The sequence below is a fragment of the Salmonella sp. SAL00670 genome (assembly GCF_046552235.1).
Lineage (GTDB): Bacteria > Pseudomonadota > Gammaproteobacteria > Enterobacterales > Enterobacteriaceae > Salmonella > Salmonella enterica.
Genome location: NZ_JBGDUO010000010.1, coordinates 1 through 26,157, shown reverse-complemented (window position 1 = coordinate 26,157; position 26,157 = coordinate 1). Strand labels below are relative to the sequence as shown.

Below are 26,157 nucleotides of genomic sequence, written 5' to 3'. Positions count from 1 at the left end.
AAGAGAGGAAGTAAAATGACAATATTGACTCATACCCTCGGTTTTCCTCGCGTTGGCCTGCGTCGCGAGTTGAAAAAAGCGCAAGAGAGCTACTGGGCGGGGAACACAACGCGTGAAGCGTTACTGGCGGTGGGGCGCGAACTGCGCGCGCGTCACTGGGAGCAGCAGAAACAAGCGGGTATTGACCTGTTACCGGTAGGCGACTTTGCCTGGTACGACCATGTTCTGACCACCAGCCTGCTGTTAGGCAATGTGCCGGCTCGTCATCAGAACAACGACGGTTCCGTGGACATCGACACTCTGTTCCGCATTGGCCGCGGTCGCGCGCCAACCGGCGAACCGGCGGCGGCAGCGGAAATGACCAAATGGTTTAATACTAACTATCACTACATAGTACCGGAGTTCAGCAAAGGCCAGCAGTTCAGACTCACCTGGACACAATTGCTGGAGGAAGTGGACGAAGCGCTGGCGCTGGGGCATAAGATCAAACCCGTACTGCTGGGGCCTGTCACGTATCTGTGGCTGGGTAAAGTGAAAGGCGAGCCGTTTGACCGCCTGACGTTGCTGAAAGACATTTTGCCGGTGTATCAGCACGTACTGGCTGAACTGGCAAAACGTGGTATTGAGTGGGTCCAAATTGATGAGCCAGCACTGGTGCTGGAACTGCCGCAGGCGTGGCTGGATGCCTTCAAACCGGCTTACGACGCGCTCGCCGGCCAGGTGAAGCTGTTGCTGACGACCTATTTTGAAGGCGTGACGCCAAACCTGGACACTATTATCGCGCTACCGGTACAGGGGCTACATGTTGACCTCATTCATGGCAAAGATGATGTAGCGGAACTGCATCAACGTCTGCCGGTCGACTGGCTGCTTTCCGCAGGCTTGATTAACGGGCGTAATGTCTGGCGCGCCGATTTGACCGAAAAATACGCGCAGATTAACGCCCTTGTGGGCAAACGCGCGCTGTGGGTAGCATCCTCCTGCTCTTTGCTGCACAGCCCGATCGATCTCAGCGTCGAAACGCGTCTGGATACGGAAGTTAAAAGCTGGTTTGCCTTTGCGCTGCAAAAATGCGGTGAACTGGCGTTGCTGCGCGATGCGCTGAACAGCGGCGAAACGGCGGCGCTTGAGGAATGGAGCGCACCGATTCAGGCTCGTCGTCACTCCCGTCGCGTACATAATGCCGCGGTAGAAAAACGCCTGGCGGCGATCACCGCGCAGGACAGCCAGCGTGAGAATCCGTATGAGGTGCGCGCTGAAGCGCAACGCGCCCGCTTTAAACTTCCCGCCTGGCCGACGACGACTATCGGTTCGTTTCCGCAAACCACGGAAATTCGCGGCCTGCGTCTGGACTTCAAAAAGGGCAACCTCGACGCGAATAACTACCGCACCGGCATCGCCGAACATATCAAACAGGCTATCATCGAGCAGGAGCGTTTAGGGCTGGATGTGCTGGTACACGGCGAAGCCGAGCGAAACGACATGGTGGAATACTTCGGCGAGCATCTGGACGGCTTCGTCTTTACCCAGAATGGTTGGGTGCAAAGCTATGGCTCCCGCTGTGTGAAACCGCCGGTAGTGATTGGCGATATCAGCCGTCCGGCACCGATTACCGTGGAGTGGGCGAAATATGCCCAGTCGCTGACCGACAAGCCGGTAAAAGGGATGTTGACCGGCCCGGTGACTATTCTTTGCTGGTCATTCCCCCGCGAAGACGTGACCCGCGAAACGATTGCGAAACAGATTGCGCTGGCGCTGCGTGATGAAGTCGCGGATCTGGAGGCGGCGGGGATTGGGATTATTCAGATTGACGAACCGGCGCTGCGCGAAGGTCTACCGCTGCGTCGCAGCGACTGGGACGCCTATCTGGAATGGGGTGTGGAAGCCTTCCGCATCAACGCGGCGGTGGCGAAGGATGAAACACAGATCCACACCCACATGTGTTACTGCGAGTTCAACGACATTATGGATTCGATCGCCGCGCTGGACGCGGATGTGATCACCATTGAGACCTCCCGCTCGGATATGGAGTTGCTGGAGTCGTTCGAAGCGTTCGACTACCCGAACGAAATCGGGCCGGGCGTGTACGATATTCACTCGCCGAACGTGCCGAGCGTCGAGTGGATTGAAGCCCTGCTGAAGAAGGCGGCACAGCGTATTCCGGCACAACGCCTGTGGGTGAATCCGGACTGCGGTCTGAAAACTCGCGGTTGGCCGGAAACCCGCGCGGCGTTAGCGAACATGGTCAAAGCGGCGCACAATCTGCGTCAGGCGAAATAACCCATCCTGGCCGCTGCGTTTATCCGGCAGCAATGCGGCGCTACCCTTTGACGGGTAGCGCCCGTGTCTGACCTGATTAACAGCGCCTCTTTCTTCTCATTTCCCTTTTTCTTATTTTCCGCGCTGTCCTTTTCAGGATCTGGCTATTTGGCGATCTTGATAATAAAAAGGTTCTCCGTATGAATGACAACCAGGCGGATAGCGTCCCTGGAAGCAGCTATTGCCTCGCAGATCGTTTTTCCTGTCATGATCGCCCAGCGCTCTCATAGCACAAAACGAGGTTTTCCATTCTGTTATGTTCCCTGGCGACGATAAACGTCGCATTGTCTCATGGCGCTGGTGAACCTTATTTTTTAACGGAGATGTCTGACATGGCGGTAGCAGGTTGTCACGTAATGGCCAAACCCGGCGGCGCGATCTGCAATATTGATTGCACATATTGCTTCTATCTTGAAAAAGAGGCGCTGTACCCGGAACGCAATAAAAACTGGCGGATGTCGGACGAGACGCTGGAACAATTTATACGCCAGCATATTGCCGCGCAGAGTGGCGACCGCATTGACTTTGCCTGGCAGGGCGGCGAACCGACCATGATGGGACTACCGTTTTTCCGTCGGGTTGTCGCATTATGTGAAAAGTACGGCGATGGGCGAAAAATCACTCATGCGTTGCAGACGAACGGCATCCTGGTGAATGACGAGTGGGCGCGCTTTTTCGCTGAACAGCATTTTCTCATCGGTCTCTCTATCGACGGTCCGGCGTCGTTACACAACCACTATCGGCTTAATCGCGCTGGAAAAGGAACTCATGAACAGGTCGTCGCAGCCATGGCGCGGCTTAAAGCGCACCATGTCGACTTTAATACCTTAACCGTCGTGGGAAAACATAACGTCGGTCATGCAGCAGACGTCTACGAATTTCTTCTGGCGGCGGGATCGCGTTTTATTCAGTTTATCCCGCTGGTGGAGCGAATGAGCACCGATAACTCATCGGTACTTAATCTGGTGATGCCCGGCGAAAGCGCGGCGACGCTGGCGCCATGGACGGTACCGTCGTGGCAATATGGCGAATTTCTCAACCAGATCTTTGATATCTGGGTTCGTCGCGACGTAGACCGCGTCTATGTGCAGATGTTTGACGTGGCGTTAGCCGCCTGGACGGCGCAGCAGCCGGTACTGTGTGTACATTCCGAGACTTGTGGACATGCCTTCGCGTTGGAGTCGAACGGCGATCTCTACAACTGTGACCACTTTGTCTACCCGGAGCATCTGCTGGGGAATATCCACCAGCACAGCATCAAAACCTTAAATAATAGCGAGCGGGCTATTGCGTTTGGCGAGGCCAAGCGGGAGACCCTGACCGCCGATTGTCGTCGCTGTGACTACCGCTTTGCGTGTCATGGCGGCTGTCCGAAGCATCGCTTTGCCGTCTCGCCGTCCGGTCATCCTGCGCATAATTACTTGTGTGCGGGCTATAAACATTTTTTCCAGCACGTTACGCCGTATATGAATGTCTGGCGGGAGCTGCTGGCGCAAGGCTATCCGATGGCATCGATCATGCGCTGGCTGACGCAGGACGCGCGTAAAGACACAGGAGCCGTCAGTCGTAACCATCTCTGTCCCTGCGGCAGCGGCAAAAAATATAAAAAATGCTGTGGTAAAGCATAGCTAACGTGGCGATGACGATTTGTTGAGCCTACACCGACTCCGGTCTCGTAGGCCCAACAAACATCGTAATGCGCTGTGGTTAGCCTTTTTTCCCACCGTACTGCGCGAACCATTCCAACATTCTTTGCCAGCCGTCTTTCGCTGAGGCTTCGTGGTAGCCCGGACGATAATCGGCATTAAACGCGTGCCCTGCATCGGGATAGACCACGATTTCCGCCTTCGCATTAGCGGCGCGTAGCGCCTGACGCATGGTTTCCACGCTCTCCTGTGGAATACTGGTATCCTGCCCGCCGTATAAACCCAGTACCGGCGCGTTAAGATCGGTGGCGATGTCAACGGGATGCTTCGGCGAATTGAGTGACGTGTCGCCCACCAGCTTGCCGTACCACGCTACCGCCGCTTTTAACTGAGGGTTGTGCGCGGCGTACAGCCAGGTAATTCGGCCTCCCCAACAAAAACCGGTGATCATCAGCCTATGCGCATCCCCGCCGTTGCGCGAAGCCCAACTGGCGACGTGATCCAGGTCGGCAAGAACTTGCGAATCCGGTACTTTAGCCACCAGCCCGCTCAATAATGTGGGTATATCGGCGAAATCATTGGGGTCGCCTTCGCGGAAATAGAGCTCCGGCGCGATAGCGAGATAGCCTTCCAGCGCCAGTCGTCGGCAAATATCGCGAATGTGTTCATGTACGCCAAAAATTTCCTGTACCACAATGACCACAGGCAATGCGCCGTCGCTTGCCTTTGGTCTGGCGTAATAGGCTGGCATATCGTCGCCCTGAGAGGGAATCGACGTTATCCCCGCGCTAATGGCCCCATCAGGCGTATGAATCATCGTAGGGGCAAGTGGGGAAGCTGCAGGTGCAAAGCCGGATGGATGTGTCGTTGTCATGGTATTCTCCGTACCCTTAAAAAATAGCGCAATCTTAACTATAGACAGTGTGTAACAAACCACATTGCCTTAAAGCGGCTATCTTTTGTGCAATGCCTGGCGATATTGATTATTTATTGTGATGCACATCACTTTTTAATGGTAAACGAGTGCAATTGTTTTACGTCATAGTGATGGCTGTCACGAAAATATCTTTATGCCTTAGGTAAAGTGTCTTTTTGCTTCTTCTGACAAACCCGATTCACAGAGGAGTTTTATATGTCCAAGTCTGATGTTTTTCATCTCGGCCTCACCAAAAACGATTTACAAGGGGCCCAGCTCGCCATCGTCCCTGGCGATCCTGAGCGTGTGGAAAAGATCGCCGCGCTGATGGATAAGCCGGTTAAGCTGGCATCTCACCGCGAATTCACCTCCTGGCGCGCTGAGCTGGATGGTAAAGCAGTTATCGTTTGCTCTACCGGTATCGGCGGCCCGTCTACCTCTATTGCCGTGGAAGAACTGGCGCAACTGGGTATTCGTACCTTCTTGCGTATCGGCACCACGGGGGCTATTCAGCCGCACATTAACGTCGGCGACGTTCTGGTAACGACCGCATCCGTACGTCTGGATGGGGCAAGCCTGCATTTTGCGCCGATGGAATTCCCGGCGGTTGCCGACTTTGCCTGCACCACTGCGCTGGTTGAAGCCGCGAAATCGATTGGCGCCACGACTCACGTTGGCGTAACCGCCTCTTCCGACACTTTCTATCCGGGTCAGGAACGTTACGACACCTATTCTGGCCGCGTTGTGCGTCGCTTCAAAGGTTCTATGGAAGAGTGGCAGGCGATGGGCGTGATGAACTACGAAATGGAATCCGCTACGCTGTTAACCATGTGCGCAAGCCAGGGTTTACGCGCAGGTATGGTGGCGGGCGTTATCGTTAACCGTACCCAACAAGAGATTCCGAATGCGGAAACGATGAAACAAACTGAAAGCCACGCGGTGAAAATCGTCGTGGAAGCGGCCCGTCGTCTGCTGTAATTCTCCTCTCTTTTGCAAAGGCCGACGCGTTCGGCCTTTTCTTTTTGCGTGGCGCCTCGCAGGAAATCCCTTTTAAACTGGACGTTTATACAGCACAATTCTATTTTGTGCAGGACAGTGTGGTTCCAGGAGAGGTGTTGTGGATATTACTCTTATGATAAGCGCCGTCGTGGCGCTGGCGGCTGGGGCGGTGATTGGCTGGCTGGCGACGAAAGCGCACGCCGATCAAATCCGCGCCGATCTTATCGAAGAACGGCGTGAGCTGGATATCGAACTTAGCGCGGCCCGGCAGCAATTAGCGCAAGAAGCGCACTGGCGCAGTGAATGCGAGTTACTTAATAACGAACTGCGTAGCCTGCACAGTATTAATACCTCTCTGGAAGCCGATCTGCGTGAAGTCACGACCCGTCTGGAAGCGACTCAACAACACGCGGAAGACAAAATCCGTCAGATGATCAACAGCGAACAGCGTTTAAGCGAGCAGTTTGAAAATCTGGCGAACCGTATCTTTGAACACAGTAATCGTCGCGTAGACGAACAAAACCGACAAAGCCTGAATAGCCTGCTGACGCCGCTGCGTGAGCAACTGGACGGTTTTCGCCGCCAGGTTCAGGAGAGTTTTGGCAAAGAAGCGCAGGAGCGGCATACGCTGGCGCACGAAATTCGTAATTTGCAGCAGCTTAACGCGCAAATGGCGCAGGAAGCGATCAACCTGACGCGCGCCCTGAAAGGGGACAATAAGGCGCAAGGAAACTGGGGCGAAGTTGTGCTGGCGCGGGTACTGGAGGCATCCGGACTGCGTGAAGGCTACGAATACGAAACCCAGGTCAGTATTGAGAACGATGCGCGCTCGCGGATGCAGCCGGATGTCATCGTCCGCTTGCCGCAGGGCAAAGATGTGGTCATCGACGCTAAAATGACGTTAGTCGCCTACGAGCGTTACTTTAACGCTGAAGATGACTATACGCGCGAGGCCGCTTTACAAGAGCACATCGCCTCGGTGCGCAATCATATTCGCTTACTGGGGCGTAAAGACTACCAGCAGCTTCCCGGCCTCCGCTCGCTGGACTATGTTCTGATGTTTATCCCCGTAGAACCCGCTTTCCTGCTGGCGTTAGATAAACAGCCCGAACTGATAACCGAGGCGCTGAAAAATAACATTATGCTGGTAAGCCCCACGACGCTGCTGGTGGCGTTACGGACAATCGCCAACCTGTGGCGCTATGAACACCAGAGCCGCAATGCGCAGCACATCGCAGACAGAGCCAGTAAGCTCTACGATAAAATGCGGTTGTTCGTTGATGATATGTCAGCGATCGGTCAGAGTCTGGATAAAGCGCAGGATAACTACCGCCAGGCGATGAAAAAACTTGCGTCGGGGCGTGGCAACGTTTTGGCGCAGGCGGAGGCCTTCCGGGGGCTAGGCGTGGAAATCAAACGCGAGATTAATCCGGATTTAGCGGAACAGGCCGTTACGCAAGATGAAGAATATCGTTTACGATCGATCCCTGAAGGGCGGCAGGATGAACATTATCCCAATGATGAACGGGTGAAGCAGCAGTTAAGTTAACCCATACGGAGTAGTTTAGTCCTGGCGCAGAGTAGGGCAAATTGGCCCAATCTGTTACACTTCTTGAACATTTTTATCGATAAGCAGGCACTGAGATGGTGGAAGATTCACAAGAAACGACGCACTTTGGCTTTCAGACCGTCGCTAAAGAGCAGAAAGCTGACATGGTGGCCCACGTTTTTCATTCTGTGGCGTCAAAGTACGATGTGATGAATGACTTAATGTCATTTGGCATTCATCGTTTGTGGAAGCGCTTCACCATTGATTGCAGTGGCGTGCGTCGTGGACAAACCGTTCTCGATTTAGCGGGCGGGACGGGCGATCTTACCGCGAAATTTTCACGTATGGTCGGGGAAACTGGCAAAGTTATCCTGGCGGATATTAATGATTCCATGCTCAAAATGGGGCGTGAGAAGCTGCGCAATATCGGCGTGATCGGCAACGTAGAGTATGTGCAGGCGAATGCCGAAGCTCTGCCTTTCCCTGATAATACGTTTGATTGCATTACCATTTCGTTTGGTTTGCGCAATGTAACGGAAAAAGAAAAAGCGCTGCGGTCAATGTTCCGTGTGTTGAAACCCGGCGGACGTTTACTGGTGCTTGAATTTTCCAAGCCTATCATTGAGCCGCTGAGTAAAGCGTATGACGCCTATTCTTTCCATATTTTACCGCGTATTGGCTCGATGGTCGCAAACGATGCGGATAGCTATCGGTATCTCGCGGAATCCATCCGTATGCATCCCGATCAGGATACCTTAAAAGCCATGATGCAGGACGCCGGATTTGAGAGCGTGGATTATTACAATCTGACGGCGGGTGTTGTGGCATTGCACCGTGGTTATAAATTCTAGGAGGGTGGAATGCCTTTTAAACCCTTAGTGACCGCAGGAATTGAAGGTCTCCTCAATACGTTTCTGTATCGTTCGCCAGCGCTGAAATCAGCCAGAACGCGCTTACAGGGAAAAGTACTGTGTGTGAAACTAAAGGGATTTTCAACGCCATTAGTCCTGGTATTCAGCGAACGCCAGGTTGATGTGCTGGGGGCATGGGAAGGCGAAGCGGACTGTACGGTAATCACTCAAGCTAGCGTTTTGCCAAAACTACGCGATCGTCAGCAGCTGGCCGCGCTTATTCGCAGCGGCGAACTGGAAGTGCAGGGCGATATTCAGGTCGTGCAAAATTTTGTGGCGCTCGCCGATCTCGCCGAATTCGATCCTGCGGAGCTGTTGGCGCCATACACGGGTGATATTGCGGCGGAAAGTATCGGTAAGGCCGTGCGTGGCGGGGCTAAATTCCTGCGCCACGGGTTTCAACGCCAGCAGCGTTATGCCGCTGAAGCGATCACTGAAGAGTGGCGTATGGCGCCTGGCCCGCTGGAAGTCGCATGGTTTGCCGAAGAAACCGCGGCTGTTGAGCGCGCCGTAGATGCTCTGACCACACGGCTGGAAAAACTGGAGGCCAAATGACGCCAGGTGAAGTACGGCGCCTATATTTCATCATCCGCACGTTTTTAAGCTACGGCCTTGATGAACTCATCCCCCGAATGCGTCTTACACTGCCACTCCGATTATGGCGCTATTCGCTGTTCTGGATGCCAAACCGGCATAAAGATAAATTGCTGGGTGAACGATTAAGACTGGCGTTGCAAGAGCTGGGACCGGTCTGGATCAAATTTGGCCAGATGCTCTCCACGCGCCGTGACCTGTTCCCGCCGCAAATCGCCGATCAGCTCGCTTTGCTCCAGGATAAAGTCGCGCCATTCGATGGTCGACTGGCGAAAGCCCAGATTGAAGAGGCGATGGGGGGGCTACCAGTCGAAGCCTGGTTTGACGACTTTGATATCCAGCCTTTAGCGTCGGCGTCAATCGCCCAGGTACATACCGCGCGATTGAAATCAAACGGTAAAGAAGTGGTTATTAAGGTCATTCGCCCGGATATTTTGCCGGTAATTCAGGCAGACCTGAAACTGATTTATCGCCTTGCTCGCTGGGTACCACGCCTGTTGCCGGATGGGCGTCGTCTGCGCCCGACGGAAGTGGTGCGTGAGTATGAGAAAACGCTGATCGATGAGCTGAATCTGCTGCGGGAATCGGCCAACGCGATTCAGTTACGCCGCAATTTTGAAAATAGTCCCATGCTGTATATCCCGGAGGTGTACTCCGATTACTGTAGCCAGAACATGATGGTGATGGAGCGGATATACGGCATTCCGGTTTCGGATGTGGCGGCGCTGGAAAAGAACGGCACCAACATGAAACTGCTGGCGGAACGCGGGGTTAAAGTTTTCTTCACCCAGGTTTTCCGCGACAGCTTTTTCCATGCGGACATGCATCCGGGAAATATTTTTGTCAGCCATGAACACCCTGAAAACCCGCAATATATCGGCATTGACTGCGGTATCGTCGGGTCGCTAAACAAAGAAGATAAGCGTTATCTGGCTGAAAACTTTATCGCGTTTTTTAATCGCGATTACCGAAAGGTGGCAGAACTGCATGTCGATTCAGGCTGGGTTCCGCCAGATACCAACGTTGAAGATTTTGAGTTTGCCATCCGCACCGTCTGTGAACCTATCTTTGAAAAGCCGCTCGCGGAAATCTCGTTTGGTCATGTGTTGTTAAACCTTTTCAATACAGCGCGTCGATTTAACATGGAAGTCCAGCCGCAACTGGTGTTGTTGCAGAAAACATTATTGTATGTTGAAGGGGTTGGGCGGCAACTTTATCCTCAGCTTGATTTGTGGAAAACGGCGAAGCCGTTTCTTGAGTCCTGGATCAAAGATCAGGTGGGTATTCCGGCTCTCACGCGGGCTCTTAAAGAAAAAGCGCCGTTCTGGGTCGAAAAAATGCCAGAAATACCTGAACTGGTGTACGACAGTTTGCGCCAGGGCAAATATTTACAGCACAGTGTTGATAAGATTGCGCGCGAGTTACAGGTAAACCATGTGCGCCAAAGTCAGTCTCGTTATTTATTGGGAATTGGCGCAACGCTGTTACTGAGCGGGTCATTCTTACTCGTCAACCGCCCTGAATGGGGATTGATGCCTGGCTGGCTCATGGTCGGCGGCGTAGTTGTCTGGCTGGTTGGCTGGCGTAAAACTCGTTGAGATTTTTTATCGCTCAACGCCGGTTGTGTCACGCAGGTACATATTATCACTCGAGGCAGTACTCAGGCCGCAAGTCAATGTCGTCCCGGTCGTATGTAAAAGTATGTGAATAGGGCGGGCGAAAGCGGCTAACAAAGAGGCAGCGCGAAGGATAATGTGTATAATGCGGCCCTATTAATTCATCATCTATCACAGAGGAACATGTATGGGTGGTATCAGTATTTGGCAGTTGTTGATTGTTGCCGTTATCGTCGTACTGCTGTTCGGCACCAAAAAACTCGGTTCCATCGGTTCCGATCTTGGCGCGTCTATCAAAGGCTTTAAAAAGGCCATGAGCGATGATGATGCCAAACAGGATAAAACCAGTCAGGACGCTGATTTTACCGCTAAATCTATCGCGGATAAGCAAGGCGAAGCGAAAAAGGAAGACGCTAAAAGCCAAGATAAAGAGCAGGTATAATCCGTGTTTGATATCGGTTTTAGCGAACTGCTGTTAGTGTTCGTTATCGGCCTCATTGTGTTGGGGCCGCAACGATTGCCAGTAGCGGTAAAAACGGTAGCGGGCTGGATTCGCGCGTTGCGGTCCCTTGCGACAACGGTTCAGAATGAACTGACTCAGGAACTGAAACTTCAGGAGTTCCAGGACAGTCTGAAAAAAGTCGAAAAGGCGAGCCTGGAAAATCTGACTCCCGAACTGAAAGCATCTATGGATGAACTGCGTCAGGCGGCGGAGTCGATGAAACGCACCTACAGCGCTAACGATCCCGAACAAGCGAGCGATGAAGCGCATACCATCCATAATCCGGTGGTAAAAGGGAACGAAACGCAGCATGAGGGCGTTACCCCTGCCGCCGCTGAAACACAGGCGAGCGCGCCGGAACAAAAGCCGGAGCCCGTTAAAGCTAACGTGCCTGAGTCGACGGAAACCGCTTCCGTAGCCACGATAGACGCCGAGAAGAAATCCGCTGCGCCTGTTGTCGAATCTTCCCCCTCGTCGAGTGATAAACCGTAAACATGGCTGTAGAAGATACTCAACCGCTTATCACGCATCTGATCGAGTTGCGTAAGCGCCTGCTAAACTGCATCGTCGCAGTACTTCTGATTTTTCTGGCGTTAATTTATTTCGCCAATGATATTTATCATTTAGTCGCCGCACCGCTGATTAAACAGATGCCGCAAGGGGCGACAATGATTGCGACGGATGTGGCGTCGCCGTTTTTTACGCCTATCAAACTCACCTTCATGGTGTCTTTGATCTTATCCGCGCCTGTCATTTTGTACCAGGTTTGGGCCTTTATCGCCCCGGCGCTGTATAAGCATGAGCGTCGTCTGGTCGTACCTCTGCTGGTATCCAGCTCGCTGCTTTTCTATATTGGTATGGCCTTCGCCTATTTTGTCGTATTCCCTTTGGCCTTTGGTTTCCTGACGCATACGGCGCCGGAAGGGGTACAGGTTTCGACAGATATCGCCAGCTATCTTAGCTTTGTTATGGCGCTTTTTATGGCCTTTGGCGTAGCCTTTGAAGTGCCGGTGGCGATTGTGTTGCTGTGCTGGATGGGCATCACCACGCCAGAAGATTTGCGTAAAAAACGGCCTTATATCCTGGTCGGGGCATTCATTGTGGGAATGCTGCTTACGCCGCCAGATGTTTTCTCGCAAACGTTGCTGGCGATACCGATGTACTGCCTGTTTGAAATTGGCGTTTTCTGCTCACGCTTTTATGTCGGTAAGCGACGGACGCGCGACGAAGATAACGAGGCCGAAACCGAAAAGGCCGAGCACACTGAAGACTAAACACAACCGCCCGCCAGGGCGGTTGTCATATGGGGGCAAGCATGTTTGATATTGGCGTTAATTTAACCAGTAGCCAGTTTGCAAAAGATCGTGATGATGTGGTCGCCCGTGCGTTTGCGGCGGGAGTAAAAGGTATGCTACTGACCGGAACGAACATCCATGAAAGTCAGCAGGCGTTAAAACTGGCGCGGCGCTACCCCCATTGTTGGTCGACGGCTGGCGTCCATCCCCATGACAGCAGTCAGTGGTCATCCGCGTCTGAAGACGCCATTATTGCGCTGGCGAACCAGCCGGAAGTCGTCGCTATCGGTGAGTGCGGGCTGGATTTCAATCGCAATTTTTCCACGCCGCAGGAGCAGGAGCGTGCCTTTCAGGCGCAGCTACAAATTGCCGCCGAATTGCAGATGCCAATCTTTATGCACTGCCGGGACGCGCATGAGCGATTTCTGGCATTGCTTGATCCCTGGCTGGATAGTCTTCCTGGTGCAATACTGCACTGCTTTACCGGTTCACGCCAGCAAATGCAGGCCTGTGTGGATAGAGGGCTCTATATCGGTATTACCGGGTGGGTTTGCGACGAACGACGCGGGCTTGAGCTACGTGAACTCTTACCGTTTATTCCAGCGGAAAAGCTACTGATAGAAACCGACGCGCCGTATCTGTTGCCTCGCGATCTTACGCCGAAACCAACGTCACGACGCAACGAGCCCGCGTATCTGCCTCACATCCTGGAGCGCATAGCGCTATGGCGTGGTGAAGATCCGCAATGGTTAGCGGCGATGACAGATGCCAACGCCAGAACCTTATTTGAGGTCGTATTCTGAACGATAGCTAAATCTTGCGAAAACCGGTGTTTTTTACGCTCTGCTTCACTTCTTTATTGAGTAAATTAAGCAGTAACATCGAACGCGTTTCGCCATCCGGTTCGGTAAAAATCGCTTTCAGCCCTTCAAATGCGCCTTCCGTGATGATGACGCTATCGCCGGGATAGGGGGTTTCAGGATCGACAACGCCTTCGGGCTTGTAGATAGAAAGCTGATGAATAACGCTGGAAGGCACGATCGCAGGATGCGCGCCAAAGCGCACAAAATGGCTGACGCCGCGCGTGGCGTTGATTGTAGTGGTATGTATCACTTCCGGATCAAATTCAACGAACAGATAATTAGGAAAGAGCGGTTCGCTGACGGAGGTACGTTTTCCGCGTACCATTTTTTCCAGGGTGATCATCGGTGTCAGGCAACTTACCGCTTGTCTTTCGAGGTGTTCCTGAGCACGCTGAAGTTGCCCGCGTTTGCAGTACAGTAAATACCAGGATTGCATAATGACTCTTATCCGCTTGTTCGGGGCGCAAGCATAGCAAAAGCCATGCGCGAAGTTAATTATACACTTCATCCTTTAAGCCGTATCTGGATTAGCGTTGGTTGCCAGAGTTCACGCTAATTTAACAAAAATACAGCATCCCGATGATGAACGCCGTATAATGATGCGCTTACCAAGAGGCTACAATGGACGCCATGAAATATCACGATTTACGCGACTTCCTGACGCTACTTGAGCAGCAGGGGGAACTAAAACGCATCACGCTACCTGTGGATCCTCATCTGGAAATCACGGAAATCGCTGACCGCACGCTGCGTGCCGGTGGACCGGCGTTGCTGTTTGAAAATCCTAAAGGTTACGCCATGCCGGTGCTGTGCAACCTTTTTGGCACGCCAAAACGCGTGGCGATGGGCATGGGGCAGGATGATGTTTCCGCCTTACGGGAAGTGGGTAAATTATTAGCGTTTCTTAAAGAACCTGAGCCGCCGAAAGGCTTTCGCGATCTGTTTGACAAGCTGCCGCAGTTTAAGCAAGTGCTGAATATGCCGACGAAACGGTTACGCGGCGCGCCTTGCCAGCAGAAAATCGCGTCTGGCGATGATGTCGATTTAACGCGTCTTCCTGTCATGACCTGTTGGCCGGACGACGCCGCGCCGCTGATTACCTGGGGACTGACGGTAACGCGTGGTCCGCACAAAGAGCGGCAAAACCTGGGCATTTATCGTCAGCAGTTGATAGGTAAAAATAAGCTGATTATGCGCTGGCTGTCTCACCGCGGCGGCGCGCTGGATTTTCAGGAGTGGTTAGCCGCGCGTCCGGGTGAACGTTTCCCGGTCTCCGTCGCATTGGGCGCCGATCCGGCGACGATACTTGGCGCCGTGACTCCTGTTCCCGATACTCTGTCGGAGTATGCCTTTGCGGGCCTGCTGCGCGGCACGAAAACTGAAGTGGTTAAATGCCTTTCTAACGATCTGGAAGTGCCTGCCAGCGCCGAGATTATCCTTGAAGGTTACATTGAGCCGGGAGAGATGGCGCCGGAAGGACCGTATGGCGATCATACGGGCTATTATAATGAAGTGGATAACTTTCCGGTCTTTACCGTCACGCATATTACGCAGCGTGAGGATGCCATCTATCACTCCACCTATACCGGGCGTCCGCCCGATGAGCCTGCGGTATTAGGGGTGGCGCTCAATGAAGTCTTCGTGCCTATTCTGCAAAAACAGTTTCCGGAAATCGTCGACTTTTATCTGCCGCCGGAAGGGTGTTCTTACCGCCTGGCGGTAGTGACGATGAAAAAGCAGTACGCTGGTCATGCGAAACGCGTCATGATGGGCGTCTGGTCGTTTTTGCGCCAGTTTATGTATACGAAGTTTGTTATCGTTTGCGATGATGACGTTAACGCACGCGACTGGAATGATGTGATCTGGGCGATTACCACCCGTATGGACCCTGCGCGGGATACGGTGCTGGTTGAAAATACGCCGATTGACTACCTGGATTTTGCCTCGCCGGTCTCCGGGCTGGGTTCAAAAATGGGGCTGGATGCCACAAACAAATGGCCGGGCGAAACCCAACGCGAGTGGGGTCGTCCTATTGTTAAAGATCCTGAAGTTACCGCGCGTATTGATGCGATTTGGGATGAGCTGGCTATCTTTAAATAACTGAAAGCGGACATCGACATTTCAGGCTGCGGCGACTCGGCTTGAAAAATGTCGGTATTGACCCGACACCCGACAGAGGGAGCGCATGACAACCTTAAGCTGTAAAGTGACCTCGGTAGAAGCTATCACCGATACCGTATATCGGGTTCGTTTAGTGCCGGACGCGGCGTTTTCATTCCGCGCTGGTCAGTATTTGATGGTCGTAATGGACGAGCGTGACAAACGCCCGTTTTCGATGGCTTCAACGCCGGACGAGAAAGGGTTTATTGAATTACACATTGGCGCCTCCGAGCTCAATCTGTATGCGATGGCGGTCATGGATCGGATTCTGAAAGACCGGGAAATCGTCGTCGATATTCCGCATGGCGACGCCTGGCTACGTGACGATGAAGAGCGTCCATTGATTCTGATCGCGGGCGGTACGGGCTTTTCTTATGTGCGCTCCATCCTGTTGACGGCGTTAGCGCGCAACCTGGCCCGCGATGTTACCATTTACTGGGGCGGTCGCGAAGAAAAGCACCTCTATGATCTCTCTGAGCTGGAAGCACTCTCTGTTAACCATCCGAATTTGCGTATTGAACCTGTGGTCGAGCAGCCGGAAGAAGGCTGGCGTGGACGTACAGGAACGGTACTTACGGCGGTATTGCAGGATTATGGTACGCTGGCGGGGCACGATATTTATATTGCCGGACGTTTTGAGATGGCGAAAATCGCCCGCGATCTGTTCTGTCATGAGCGTAACGCGCGGGAAGATCGTCTGTTTGGCGATGCGTTCGCATTTATTTAACTATTTTATGGGACGCAGTAGCGTCCCTTTTTACGTTAGCCTACCTAAAAGTCCTCTTAAATATTAATTAATCGTCAACTATAAAACGTTATGATATTGAATATCTACAGGCTTTGTATTGCGTGTAATAAATTAAGTAATATTATGTCCTGAGGCTATCAATAAAAATAGTTAATTATATATGCTTCATTTATTTTTATAAAAGAAACATAAAATGGAAAGTTAGTTATTTATTTATAAGATGGAGAGTGTTATGAAATTTAAATATGCTTTAACTTCTCTCGCATTATCTGTTGCAATTTTGTCATCAGTACCTTCTACTGCTTTCGCCATCGGCGGCGCCAGCGGCGCTAAAGTGGACTATCAGGTCCAGGGAAAAATTGGCGAAGTTGTTATGAACCCCTATGATATCGCGCCGCTAACCGCCGTTATTCGTAATGGCGGTTACCAGTTACGTGACGTGCATGTACGGATTGTACCCAAAGAAAATGGCCAGGAGATCGCGTATAAAGTTAATAATAAATACCTTTTAACGTATGGCGGTATTCCCGTCTTTGGTCTTTACCCGGATTATGTCAATACCGTTGAAGTTGAATATACAAGGATCCAGGGTAGTAAAACCGAAAATGTAAAAGAAAGCTATAAAATGTATGCACCGCCTGCCTATATTGAATCAGCGGGTACAAAAGAAGAACAATCAGCACTCTTTACTATCGATGTTAAAAAGGTTTCCCCAGAATTTAAAGATCGCTTGTATCTTTTGAATAATACGAAAGATAAGTCTGGGAATGGAACGCGTACTGTCTGGAACAACCCTACTGGGGGTGCATTAGAATGGAACTTCACTACAGCTAACGCTATTATCGACACCTCCGGTGATATTCGTTGGTTTATGAATCCAAGTTCAATTTATGATTTAAAGTCAATTTATCGTGCTGGCGTTATGATGGGCTTTAAACAAAACCAGGATGGCGCACTATCGTGGGGCTACGGTCAGCGTTATGTGAAATACGATATCATGGGGCGTGAAATCTTTAACCGCCGCCTGCCGGATAATTATAACGATTTTTCACACTCAATGGATAACGCGGCCAACGGTCACTACTTCCTGCGTGTAGCCAGCTCTAACTATAAACGTCCTGATGGGAAAAATGTTCGTACCGTGCGTGATGTGATTGCCGAAGTTGATCAGAACGGCGTGGTAGTGGATGAATGGCGTCTGTTTGATATCCTCGATCCTTATCGTGATGTGATAATGAAAACCCTCGATCAGGGCGCTGTGTGCCTGAATATCGACGCCAGCCAGTCCGGCCATACGTTGAGCGAAGAAGATCTGGCGGCGCTGGACTCCTCCGACAAATTCGGGGATATCGTGGGTAGTGGGGCTGGCCGCAACTGGGCGCATGTCAACAGCGTCGACTATGACAGTGAAGATGATTCCATCATCATCAGCTCCCGCCACCAGAGTGCGATTATCAAAATCGGCCGCGATAAGAAAGTGAAGTGGATACTGGGTACGCCTGCTGGCTGGAAAGCGCCATTTAATGCCGCAATTCTGACGCCTGTGGATAGCAAAGGCCAAAAAATCACCTGCCAGGACAGTGGCTGCGAGGGTGACTTCGACTGGACATGGACGCAACATACGGCCTTTAAAATTGATAGTAAGAGTAAAGGCGATATCTTATACCTTTCCGCTTTCGACAATGGCGATGGCCGCGGCTTAGAACAGCCTGCTATGCAGAGTATGAAATACAGCCGCTCCGTGATTTACAAAATCGACCAGAAAAACAAGACAGTCCAACAGATCTGGCAATACGGTAAAGAGCGCGGGAACGAGTGGTTTAGCCCGGTAACCTCTATCACCGAGTACCAGACTGACAAGAATTCTGTGTTCGTGTATTCCGCAACAGCAGGTGGTGCGTTTGATTTGTCGGTAGGCGCATTTACCAGCTTGCCTAATCCGTATCTGGAAGAGTTCAAATGGGGAGAAAAAGAGCCTGCGGTTGAAATGCAAATACATGGTGCGCGTGGATATCAGGCTATGCCATTTAGCCTGACCAAAGCGCTTACTGAGTAGAGCGGGCCATACGGTGAAAAAACCCGCCCCTGACGGGCGGGAAAAACGGCAACTAAACTGTTTCCCGTCATAATTCGCGCAGCCTCTTTGTTGGCTGCCTTTGCTCACCCCGGGCACATGGTTATCTATGTGCCCGGGGATTCGCTCAGTTGCCGCTGCGCTGCAGTGCGAGTTATTTAGGGGATATTATCTTTGATTAAACCCGCTCAAACACCGTGGCGATGCCCTGACCCAGACCAATACACATCGTCGCCAGACCAAACTGCGCGTCTTTGCGCTCCATCAGGTTGATAAGCGTGGTGCTGATACGTGCTCCGGAGCAGCCGAGCGGATGACCAAGCGCGATCGCGCCGCCGTTGAGGTTGATCTTCTCGTCTATCTGCTCCATCAATCCCAGATCCTTAATGCATGGCAGGATCTGTGCGGCAAACGCTTCGTTCATCTCAAACACATCGATATCGCTGGCTGACAGTCCCGCTTTTTTCAACGCCAGTTTTGACGCCGGAACCGGCCCGTAACCCATAATTGACGGATCACAACCCACCACTGCCATTGAGCGAATACGGGCGCGAGGTTTCAGGCCCAGCTCACGGGCACGACTTTCGCTCATTACCAGCATGGCGGCTGCGCCATCGGAAAGCGCGGATGAGGTGCCCGCCGTGACCGTGCCACTAACCGGATCAAATGCCGGACGCAGCGTTGATAGCGCTTCGACCGTGGTTTCCGGGCGGATCACTTCATCGTAGTTAAACTGCTTCAACACGCCGTCTGCATCATGACCGCCAGTCGGGATAATCTCCGTTTTGAATGCGCCAGACTGGGTAGCGGCCCAGGCGCGAGCGTGAGAGCGGGCGGCGAACTGGTCCTGCATTTCCCGGCTAATGCCGTGCAGGCGGGAGAGCATTTCCGCCGTTAGCCCCATCATCCCTGCCGCTTTGGCGACGTTGCGGCTCAGACCCGGGTGAAAATCCACGCCGTGGCTCATCGGCACGTGCCCCATATGCTCCACGCCGCCAACCAGACAAACCTGCGCATCGCCGGTCATGATCATTCGCGCTGCATCGTGTAACGCCTGCATCGAGGAACCACACAGACGGTTGACGGTGACCGCCGGTACCGAATGGGGAATTTCTGCCAGCAGCGCGGCGTTACGGGCAATGTTGAAGCCTTGCTCCAGCGTTTGTTGTACGCAGCCCCAGTAAATATCATCGAGGGTCGCCGCTGTAAGCGACGGATTACGCGCCAGCAGGCTACGCATTAAGTGGGCGGAGAGATCTTCTGCCCGCACGTTGCGAAACGCGCCGCCCTTCGAACGGCCCATCGGGGTGCGAATAGCATCGACAATGACAACCTGTTCCATTGTGACTCCTTAAGCCGTTTTCAGAGAACCAACCGGACGGGCTGGTTCAACCGGGGGATAATACGGTTCGTTATGGCGCGCTTTATTACGCAGCCCTTCCGGCACTTCATACAGCGGGCCGAGGTGTTGATACTGCTGCGCCATATCAAGATATTTCGCGCTGCCCTGTGTATCCAGCCAGCGGAATGCGCCGCCGTGGAACGGAGGGAAGCCCAGGCCGTAGACCAGCGCCATATCGGCTTCCGCCGGGCTTGCGATAATGCCTTCTTCCAGACAGCGAACCACTTCGTTAATCATCGGGATCATCATACGGGCGATTATCTCGTCGTCGCTGAAGTCGTGTTTCGGCTGACTGACGCTTGCCAGCAGGTCATCCACCGCGGCATCTTCTTCTTTCTTCGGCTTACCCTTGCTGTCTTCTTTATAGCGCCAGAAGCCCAGACCGTTTTTTTGCCCAAAACGGCTGGCGTCAAACAATGCGTCGATCGCGTCGCGATACTCTTTCTGCATCCGTTGTGGGAAGCCTGCCGCCATTACCGCCTGCGCGTGGTGGGCGGTATCAATACCCACCACGTCGAGCAGATAGGCCGGGCCCATCGGCCAGCCGAACTGTTTTTCCATCACTTTATCGACTTTGCGGAAATCCGCGCCGTCGCGCAGCAGTTGACTGAAACCGGCGAAATAGGGGAACAGCACGCGGTTAACAAAGAAGCCGGGGCAGTCGTTGACTACAATCGGTGTCTTGCCCATTTTGCTGGCCCAGGCGACGACTTTGGCAATGGTTTCGTCTGAACTCTTCTCGCCGCGAATGATTTCAACCAGCGGCATCCGGTGTACCGGGTTGAAGAAGTGCATTCCGCAAAAGTTTTCCGGATGTTCCAGGGCGCTTGCCAGTTCGCCAATTGGGATGGTGGAGGTATTTGAGGCCAGCACGGTTTCCGGGCGCACTTTCTGCTCGGTTTCCGCCAGTACCGCTTTTTTGACTTTCGGATTTTCGACTACCGCTTCGACAACAACATCTACGCGATCGAAACCGGCATAATCTAGAGTCGGGTGGATGGTCGAAATGACGCCCGCCAGCTTCAGACCGTCGATCTTGCCGCGCTCCAGCTGTTTGTTCAGCAGCTTGGCCGCTTCGGTCATGCCGAGGTTCAACGATTTATCGTTGATATCTTTCATGATGACCGGTACGCCTTTCCAGGCCGACTGGTAAGCGATACCGCCGCCCATAATACCCGCGCCCAGTACGGCTGCCTGTTTCGGCGTCTCAATATCTTTGGTCAGCTTTTTGGCTTTACCTTTTACATATTGATCGTTGAGGAAGATACCGACCAGCGCACGAGCCTCATTGGTATGCGCCAGCGGAACAAAGCTTTTATTTTCCAGATTCAGCGCTTCTTCACGACCAAAACGCGCGGCGGCTTCAATGGTTTTCACTGCGGTCATCGGCGCCGGATAATGTTTACCCGCCGTTTGTGCGACCATGCCTTTAGCGATGGTAAAGCTCATCGCTGCTTCAATCTTACTGAGTTTCAACGGTTCCAGTTTCGGCTGGCGTTTAGCTCTCCAGTCGAGATCGCCGGTAATGGCCTGGCGTAACACCGCTATCGCGCCTTCAATTAGCGTCTCTTGTTTGACCACGCCGTCCACAAGGCCGATTTTCAGCGCGTGCTCAGCACCGACATCTTTACCTGCCGCGATAATCTCCAGCGCGCTGTCTGCGCCCAGCATACGCGGCAGACGAACGGAGCCGCCGAAACCCGGCATGATGCCCAGTTTAGTTTCCGGCAGACCGATACGGAGGTCTGGCGTCGCCAGACGGTAATCGGTGGCCAGCACGCATTCGCACCCGCCGCCCAGCGCATAGCCGTTTACGGCGGCAAGGGTCGGTACGGGTAAATCTTCCAGACGGTTAAAGACGCTATTAGCGAAATGCAGCCATTGGCTTAACTGCTCTTCGGGGACGAGGAACAGTGAAAGAAATTCGGTGATGTCCGCGCCGACAATAAAGGCCGCTTTATTAGAGCGCAGCAGCAGCCCTTTTAAATCGTGTTGCTTTTCCAGCACCTCAAGCGCCTGGCCGAGGCTGGCGACGGTTGCGGTGTCGAGTTTATTGACCGAGCCTGGAGCATCGAACACCAGTTCGGCGATGCCATCTTCCAGCCAGTCGAGGTACAGGGTGTCGCCTTTATAAAGCATGTCAGTCTCCTGAATCCACAAAGTGATCTGGTCGTACCAGATGAAGCGAAGTGTGTATTTTGTGTTAAAAAAATGCAAATAAATGATTAAAGAAATGCCGATGTGATCACGCTCGGCAGAGATCACGCTCTCGTGGGGCGATGTGCTAAGATGCGGGAACTTGAGGTCAAAAAAACAGAAGGGTAAAAAATGGAATCACTGGCCGCGCTCTATAAAAATCATATTGTTACCTTACAAGAACGGACGCGCGATGTTCTGGCGCGCTTTAAGCTGGATGCGTTACTTATTCATTCTGGCGAGCTTTTCAACGTCTTTCTCGACGATCACCCTTATCCGTTTAAGGTCAATCCACAGTTTAAAGCGTGGGTGCCGGTAACTCAGGTTCCAAATTGCTGGCTGTTGGTCGATGGCGTCAACAAACCCAAATTGTGGTTTTATCTGCCGGTCGATTACTGGCATAACGTTGAACCGCTGCCAACGTCCTTCTGGACAGAAGAAGTCGAGGTCGTCGCCTTACCGAAAGCGGATGGCATCGGCAGCCAACTGCCTGCCGCGCGTGGCAATATCGGCTATATCGGCCCGGTTCCTGAGCGCGCGCTACAATTGGATATCGCCGCCAGCAACATCAACCCGAAAGGTGTTATCGACTATCTGCATTACTACCGCGCCTATAAAACGGATTATGAACTGGCCTGTATGCGCGAAGCGCAGAAAATGGCGGTGAGCGGTCATCGGGCGGCGGAAGAGGCCTTCCGTTCCGGCATGAGCGAGTTCGACATCAACCTGGCGTACCTGACCGCCACGGGACATCGCGATACCGATGTTCCATACAGCAACATTGTGGCGCTGAACGAACATGCCGCCGTGCTGCATTACACGAAACTGGATCATCAGGCACCGTCTGAAATGCGCAGTTTCCTGCTGGATGCGGGCGCGGAATACAACGGCTACGCGGCGGATCTGACGCGGACCTGGTCGGCGAAAAGCGATAACGACTACGCCCACCTGGTGAAAGATGTTAACGACGAACAGTTGGCGCTGATCGCTACCATGAAGGCGGGCGTCAGCTATGTGGATTATCATATTCAATTCCATCAGCGCATCGCGAAGCTGCTGCGTAAACATCAAATCATTACCGACATGAGTGAAGAGGCGATGGTGGAAAATGATCTCACCGGGCCGTTTATGCCGCACGGTATTGGTCATCCGTTGGGTCTGCAGGTACACGATGTGGCCGGGTTTATGCAGGATGATTCCGGTACGCATCTCGCCGCGCCGTCCAAATACCCGTATCTGCGCTGCACGCGTGTGTTACAGCCGCGAATGGTGTTGACCATCGAACCGGGGATTTACTTCATCGAATCGCTGTTAGCGCCATGGCGCGAAGGCCCGTTCAGCAAGCACTTCAACTGGCAGAAAATTGAAGCGCTCAAGCCTTTCGGCGGTATTCGCATTGAAGATAACGTGGTCATCCACGAAAACGGCGTGGAAAACATGACGCGGGATTTAAAACTGGCGTAATGGACAGTTGGTTAATCCCTGCAGCGCCGGTCACCGTTGTTGAAGAGATCAAAAAAAGCCGCTTTATTACGCTATTGGCGCATACCGATGGCGTAGACGCGGCGAAAGCGTTTGTTGAGTTAGTCAGAGCTGAGCACCCTGATGCGCGCCACCATTGTGTGGCGTGGGTGGCGGGTGCGCCGGACGACTCACAGCAACTGGGCTTTTCAGACGACGGCGAACCGGCGGGAACGGCGGGCAAGCCAATGCTTGCGCAATTGATGGGCAGCGGCGTCGGAGAAATTACTGCCGTCGTCGTGCGCTACTATGGTGGTATTCTGCTGGGTACGGGCGGGCTGGTAAAAGCCTATGGCGGCGGTGTGAATCAGGCATTACGTCAGCTTGCCACACAACGCAAGACGCCATTAACCGAATATACTTTGCAGTGTGAGTACGGTCAGTTGGCCGGAATCGAAGCATTATTAGGACAGTTTGCCGGGAAGATCGTTTCCAGCGATTATCAGGCGTCTGTTCGGCTCAGGGTGGCGCTTCCTTTTGCTCATGTGAATGTATTTTCCACAAAACTGGCGGATTTTAGCCGTGGTTCATTGCAATTGTTAGCGATTGAAGAATAATCCCCACCTCATTTTTAAGAATAAAGGAAGCGGCAGAGATGCATTTTCGCGCCATTACCCGAATCGTTGGACTACTGGTTATCTTATTTTCGGGGACAATGATTCTCCCGGGACTGGTAGCGCTAATATATCGTGATGGCGCAGGAAGAGCGTTCACGCAGACCTTTTTTGTCGCGCTGGCGATCGGTTCCATACTGTGGTGGCCAAACCGTAGGGAAAAGGGCGAGCTGAAATCCCGCGAAGGATTTCTTATCGTGGTGCTGTTCTGGACCGTGCTGGGCAGCGTGGGTGCGCTGCCGTTTATTTTCTCGGAAAGCCCAAACCTCACCATTACCGATGCTTTTTTTGAATCGTTCTCCGGGTTAACCACCACGGGCGCCACTACGCTGGTGGGGCTGGACTCATTACCGCACGCCATTCTCTTTTATCGTCAGATGCTGCAATGGTTTGGGGGTATGGGGATCATTGTGCTGGCGGTGGCGATTCTCCCTATCCTCGGCGTCGGGGGGATGCAGCTCTATCGGGCGGAAATGCCGGGGCCGCTCAAAGATAACAAAATGCGCCCGCGTATTGCCGAGACGGCGAAAACGCTGTGGCTTATCTATGTCTTGCTAACGGTAGCCTGCGCGCTGGCGCTATGGTTTGCAGGGATGCCCGCGTTTGACGCTATCGGACACAGCTTCTCCACTATCGCTATCGGCGGCTTCTCAACGCATGACGCCAGCGTAGGCTATTTTGATAGTCCCACTATTAATACCATCATCGCTATTTTCCTGCTGATCTCCGGTTGTAACTATGGCCTGCATTTCTCTTTATTAAGCGGGCGTAGCCTGAAAGTATACTGGCGCGATCCGGAATTCCGCATGTTCATCGGCGTACAGTTGACGCTGGTGGTGATCTGCACGCTGGTACTGTGGTTCCATAATATCTACGACTCGGCGCTGACAACGCTAAATCAGGCATTCTTCCAGGTTGTGTCGATGGCGACAACGGCAGGGTTTACCACGGACAGCATTGCGCGCTGGCCGCTGTTTTTGCCCGTCTTGCTGCTATGTTCCGCGTTTATTGGCGGTTGCGCCGGGTCAACGGGCGGGGGGTTAAAGGTCATCCGTATTCTGTTGTTGTTTAAACAGGGGAACCGCGAACTCAAACGTCTGGTGCATCCGAATGCCGTTTACAGTATTAAGCTGGGGAACCGGGCGCTGCCAGAACGTATTCTGGAAGCCGTCTGGGGATTCTTTTCTGCCTACGCGCTGGTATTTATCGTCAGTATGCTGGCCATTATCGCTACAGGCGTAGATGATTTCTCGGCTTTCGCCTCGGTAGTGGCTACGCTTAATAACCTGGGACCGGGGCTGGGGGTGGTTGCTGATAACTTCGCCAGTATGAATCCGGTTGCGAAATGGATACTCATCGCCAACATGCTATTTGGTCGTCTGGAAGTATTCACTTTGCTGGTACTTTTTACCCCGACTTTCTGGCGTGAATAATGGAGTAACACGTGAAAACATTGATTCTTTTCTCTACCCGGGACGGACAAACGCGCGAAATTGCCTCTTATCTGGCTTCTGAACTCAAAGAGATGGGGATCTGGGCCGATGTCGTTAATCTGCATCGCGCAGAAGAGCCGGACTGGGATAGCTATGATCGCGTAGTGATTGGCGCGTCTATTCGTTATGGTCATTACCACAGCGCCTTTCAGGAGTTTGTTAAGAAATATGCCACGCGGTTGAACGGAATGCCGAGCGCCTTTTATTCCGTTAACCTGGTGGCGCGTAAAGCTGAAAAACGGACGCCGCAGACTAACAGCTACGCGCGTAAGTTTTTAATGAGCTCTCCGTGGCGACCTGACTACTGTGCCGTCATTGCAGGCGCGCTTCGCTATCCCCGCTATCGCTGGTATGACCGTCTGATGATCAAGCTTATTATGAAGATGTCGGGCGGCGAAACGGATACCAGTAAAGAAGTGGTGTACACCGACTGGGAGCAGGTTGCGCACTTTGCCCGTGAAATAGCCCATTTAACCAACAAATCGTCGGCAAAATAAACGCAAAGAATAAAAAGTGCGCACTCAGAAAATTATTTTAAATTTCCTCTTGTCAGGCAGAAATAACTCCCTATAATGCGCCACCACTGACACGGAACAACGGCACACAGGCCGCCGGGTCAGCGGGGTTCAGACCAGAACCTCACGGAGAAAAGCGAAAATAATCGCTTGACTCTGAAGCGGGAAAGCGTAATATGCACACCCCGCGCCGCTGAGAAAAAGCGAAGCGGCACTGCTCTTTA

At 52.7% G+C, this 26,157-nt stretch carries 22 protein-coding genes; 18 read left to right on the top strand and 4 right to left on the bottom strand.

The window, feature by feature from the left end; all coding sequences use genetic code 11:
• The first annotated feature begins 15 nt into the window (after window positions 1-15).
• Complete coding sequence (metE, locus tag ACLJRS_RS21685; RefSeq protein ID WP_000154195.1) at window positions 16-2,280, top strand: 5-methyltetrahydropteroyltriglutamate--homocysteine S-methyltransferase; 2,265 nt, start codon at window positions 16-18, stop codon at window positions 2,278-2,280.
• A gap of 323 nt (window positions 2,281-2,603) precedes the next feature.
• Window positions 2,604-3,947, top strand: coding sequence for an anaerobic sulfatase maturase (locus ACLJRS_RS21680; RefSeq protein WP_000017950.1), 1,344 nt, complete (start codon window positions 2,604-2,606; stop codon window positions 3,945-3,947).
• 79 nt (window positions 3,948-4,026) lie between these two features.
• Here ACLJRS_RS21680 and ACLJRS_RS21675 read toward each other — a convergent pair whose 3' ends face one another.
• Window positions 4,027-4,839, bottom strand: a complete 813-nt coding sequence (locus tag ACLJRS_RS21675) for a dienelactone hydrolase family protein (RefSeq protein ID WP_000213959.1) — start codon at window positions 4,837-4,839, stop codon at window positions 4,027-4,029.
• A 258-nt stretch (window positions 4,840-5,097) separates the two neighbouring features.
• Here ACLJRS_RS21675 and udp point away from each other — a divergent pair, with 258 nt between their 5' ends.
• From udp to tatD, 9 genes are all read left to right on the top strand, one after another.
• Entirely contained in the window at window positions 5,098-5,859 is a 762-nt protein-coding gene (gene udp, locus ACLJRS_RS21670; protein ID WP_000045169.1) for a uridine phosphorylase, read from the top strand.
• A gap of 139 nt (window positions 5,860-5,998) precedes the next feature.
• Complete coding sequence (rmuC, locus tag ACLJRS_RS21665; RefSeq protein ID WP_000355562.1) at window positions 5,999-7,429, top strand: DNA recombination protein RmuC; 1,431 nt, start codon at window positions 5,999-6,001, stop codon at window positions 7,427-7,429.
• A 95-nt stretch (window positions 7,430-7,524) separates the two neighbouring features.
• Window positions 7,525-8,280 carry a bifunctional demethylmenaquinone methyltransferase/2-methoxy-6-polyprenyl-1,4-benzoquinol methylase UbiE gene (gene ubiE, locus ACLJRS_RS21660; protein WP_000229009.1) on the top strand — a complete coding sequence of 252 codons (756 nt, stop codon included), beginning with the start codon at window positions 7,525-7,527 and terminating at the stop codon, window positions 8,278-8,280.
• A 9-nt stretch (window positions 8,281-8,289) separates the two neighbouring features.
• A complete protein-coding gene (gene ubiJ / locus ACLJRS_RS21655; protein WP_001116088.1) occupies window positions 8,290-8,895 on the top strand; it encodes a ubiquinone biosynthesis protein UbiJ in 606 nt (201 codons plus the stop codon).
• A complete protein-coding gene (ubiB, locus tag ACLJRS_RS21650) occupies window positions 8,892-10,532 on the top strand; it encodes a ubiquinone biosynthesis regulatory protein kinase UbiB (protein ID WP_000187559.1) in 1,641 nt (546 codons plus the stop codon). Before ubiJ ends, ubiB begins: the two co-directional genes overlap by 4 nt.
• A 205-nt stretch (window positions 10,533-10,737) precedes the next feature.
• Window positions 10,738-10,992, top strand: a complete 255-nt coding sequence (gene tatA / locus ACLJRS_RS21645) for a Sec-independent protein translocase subunit TatA (protein ID WP_000508972.1) — start codon at window positions 10,738-10,740, stop codon at window positions 10,990-10,992.
• A 3-nt stretch (window positions 10,993-10,995) separates the two neighbouring features.
• On the top strand, window positions 10,996-11,544 hold the full coding sequence (tatB, locus tag ACLJRS_RS21640) for a Sec-independent protein translocase protein TatB (RefSeq protein WP_000459612.1): 549 nt from the start codon (window positions 10,996-10,998) through the stop codon (window positions 11,542-11,544).
• Between the two features lie 2 nt (window positions 11,545-11,546).
• The gene (tatC, locus tag ACLJRS_RS21635) at window positions 11,547-12,326 is read left to right on the top strand and encodes a Sec-independent protein translocase subunit TatC (RefSeq protein ID WP_000257554.1); all 780 of its coding nucleotides are present in this window, start codon (window positions 11,547-11,549) and stop codon (window positions 12,324-12,326) included.
• Between the two features lie 41 nt (window positions 12,327-12,367).
• A complete protein-coding gene (gene tatD, locus ACLJRS_RS21630) occupies window positions 12,368-13,150 on the top strand; it encodes a 3'-5' ssDNA/RNA exonuclease TatD (RefSeq protein WP_000459642.1) in 783 nt (260 codons plus the stop codon).
• Window positions 13,151-13,157: 7 nt separating this feature from the next.
• On the opposite strand, the gene rfaH is transcribed toward tatD, so the two are convergent.
• On the bottom strand, window positions 13,158-13,646 hold the full coding sequence (rfaH, locus tag ACLJRS_RS21625; protein WP_001192410.1) for a transcription/translation regulatory transformer protein RfaH: 489 nt from the start codon (window positions 13,644-13,646) through the stop codon (window positions 13,158-13,160).
• A gap of 185 nt (window positions 13,647-13,831) precedes the next feature.
• On the opposite strand from rfaH, the gene ubiD reads away from it, so the two are divergent.
• The 3 genes from ubiD (at window position 13,832) to ACLJRS_RS21610 (ending at window position 18,174) form a co-directional block, all read left to right on the top strand.
• The gene (gene ubiD / locus ACLJRS_RS21620; RefSeq protein ID WP_000339760.1) at window positions 13,832-15,310 is read left to right on the top strand and encodes a 4-hydroxy-3-polyprenylbenzoate decarboxylase; all 1,479 of its coding nucleotides are present in this window, start codon (window positions 13,832-13,834) and stop codon (window positions 15,308-15,310) included.
• A gap of 85 nt (window positions 15,311-15,395) precedes the next feature.
• Complete coding sequence (fre, locus tag ACLJRS_RS21615) at window positions 15,396-16,097, top strand: NAD(P)H-flavin reductase (protein WP_410957901.1); 702 nt, start codon at window positions 15,396-15,398, stop codon at window positions 16,095-16,097.
• A gap of 253 nt (window positions 16,098-16,350) precedes the next feature.
• Complete coding sequence (locus tag ACLJRS_RS21610; protein WP_000669902.1) at window positions 16,351-18,174, top strand: aryl-sulfate sulfotransferase; 1,824 nt, start codon at window positions 16,351-16,353, stop codon at window positions 18,172-18,174.
• Between the two features lie 196 nt (window positions 18,175-18,370).
• On the opposite strand, the gene fadA is transcribed toward ACLJRS_RS21610, so the two are convergent.
• Both fadA and fadB read right to left on the bottom strand, forming a co-directional pair.
• Complete coding sequence (gene fadA / locus ACLJRS_RS21605; RefSeq protein ID WP_000438778.1) at window positions 18,371-19,534, bottom strand: acetyl-CoA C-acyltransferase FadA; 1,164 nt, start codon at window positions 19,532-19,534, stop codon at window positions 18,371-18,373.
• Window positions 19,535-19,543: 9 nt separating this feature from the next.
• Entirely contained in the window at window positions 19,544-21,733 is a 2,190-nt protein-coding gene (gene fadB, locus ACLJRS_RS21600; protein WP_000966011.1) for a fatty acid oxidation complex subunit alpha FadB, read from the bottom strand.
• A gap of 189 nt (window positions 21,734-21,922) precedes the next feature.
• On the opposite strand from fadB, the gene pepQ reads away from it, so the two are divergent.
• Genes pepQ through hemG form a run of 4 tightly spaced genes read left to right on the top strand, consistent with a single transcriptional unit; the run spans window position 21,923 to window position 25,915 of the window.
• Window positions 21,923-23,254: a Xaa-Pro dipeptidase gene (gene pepQ / locus ACLJRS_RS21595; protein WP_000444529.1), complete on the top strand. Its 1,332-nt coding sequence runs from the start codon at window positions 21,923-21,925 to the stop codon at window positions 23,252-23,254.
• On the top strand, window positions 23,254-23,868 hold the full coding sequence (locus tag ACLJRS_RS21590; protein ID WP_000378894.1) for an IMPACT family protein: 615 nt from the start codon (window positions 23,254-23,256) through the stop codon (window positions 23,866-23,868). The genes pepQ and ACLJRS_RS21590 overlap by 1 nt, the downstream gene beginning before the upstream one ends.
• Before the next feature lie 38 nt (window positions 23,869-23,906).
• A complete protein-coding gene (gene trkH, locus ACLJRS_RS21585; protein WP_000545688.1) occupies window positions 23,907-25,358 on the top strand; it encodes a Trk system potassium transporter TrkH in 1,452 nt (483 codons plus the stop codon).
• Window positions 25,359-25,369: 11 nt separating this feature from the next.
• Window positions 25,370-25,915 (top strand): menaquinone-dependent protoporphyrinogen IX dehydrogenase, encoded by a 546-nt coding sequence (gene hemG / locus ACLJRS_RS21580; protein WP_000853982.1) that lies wholly within the window; start codon window positions 25,370-25,372, stop codon window positions 25,913-25,915.
• The last annotated feature ends 242 nt before the right edge of the window (window positions 25,916-26,157 follow it).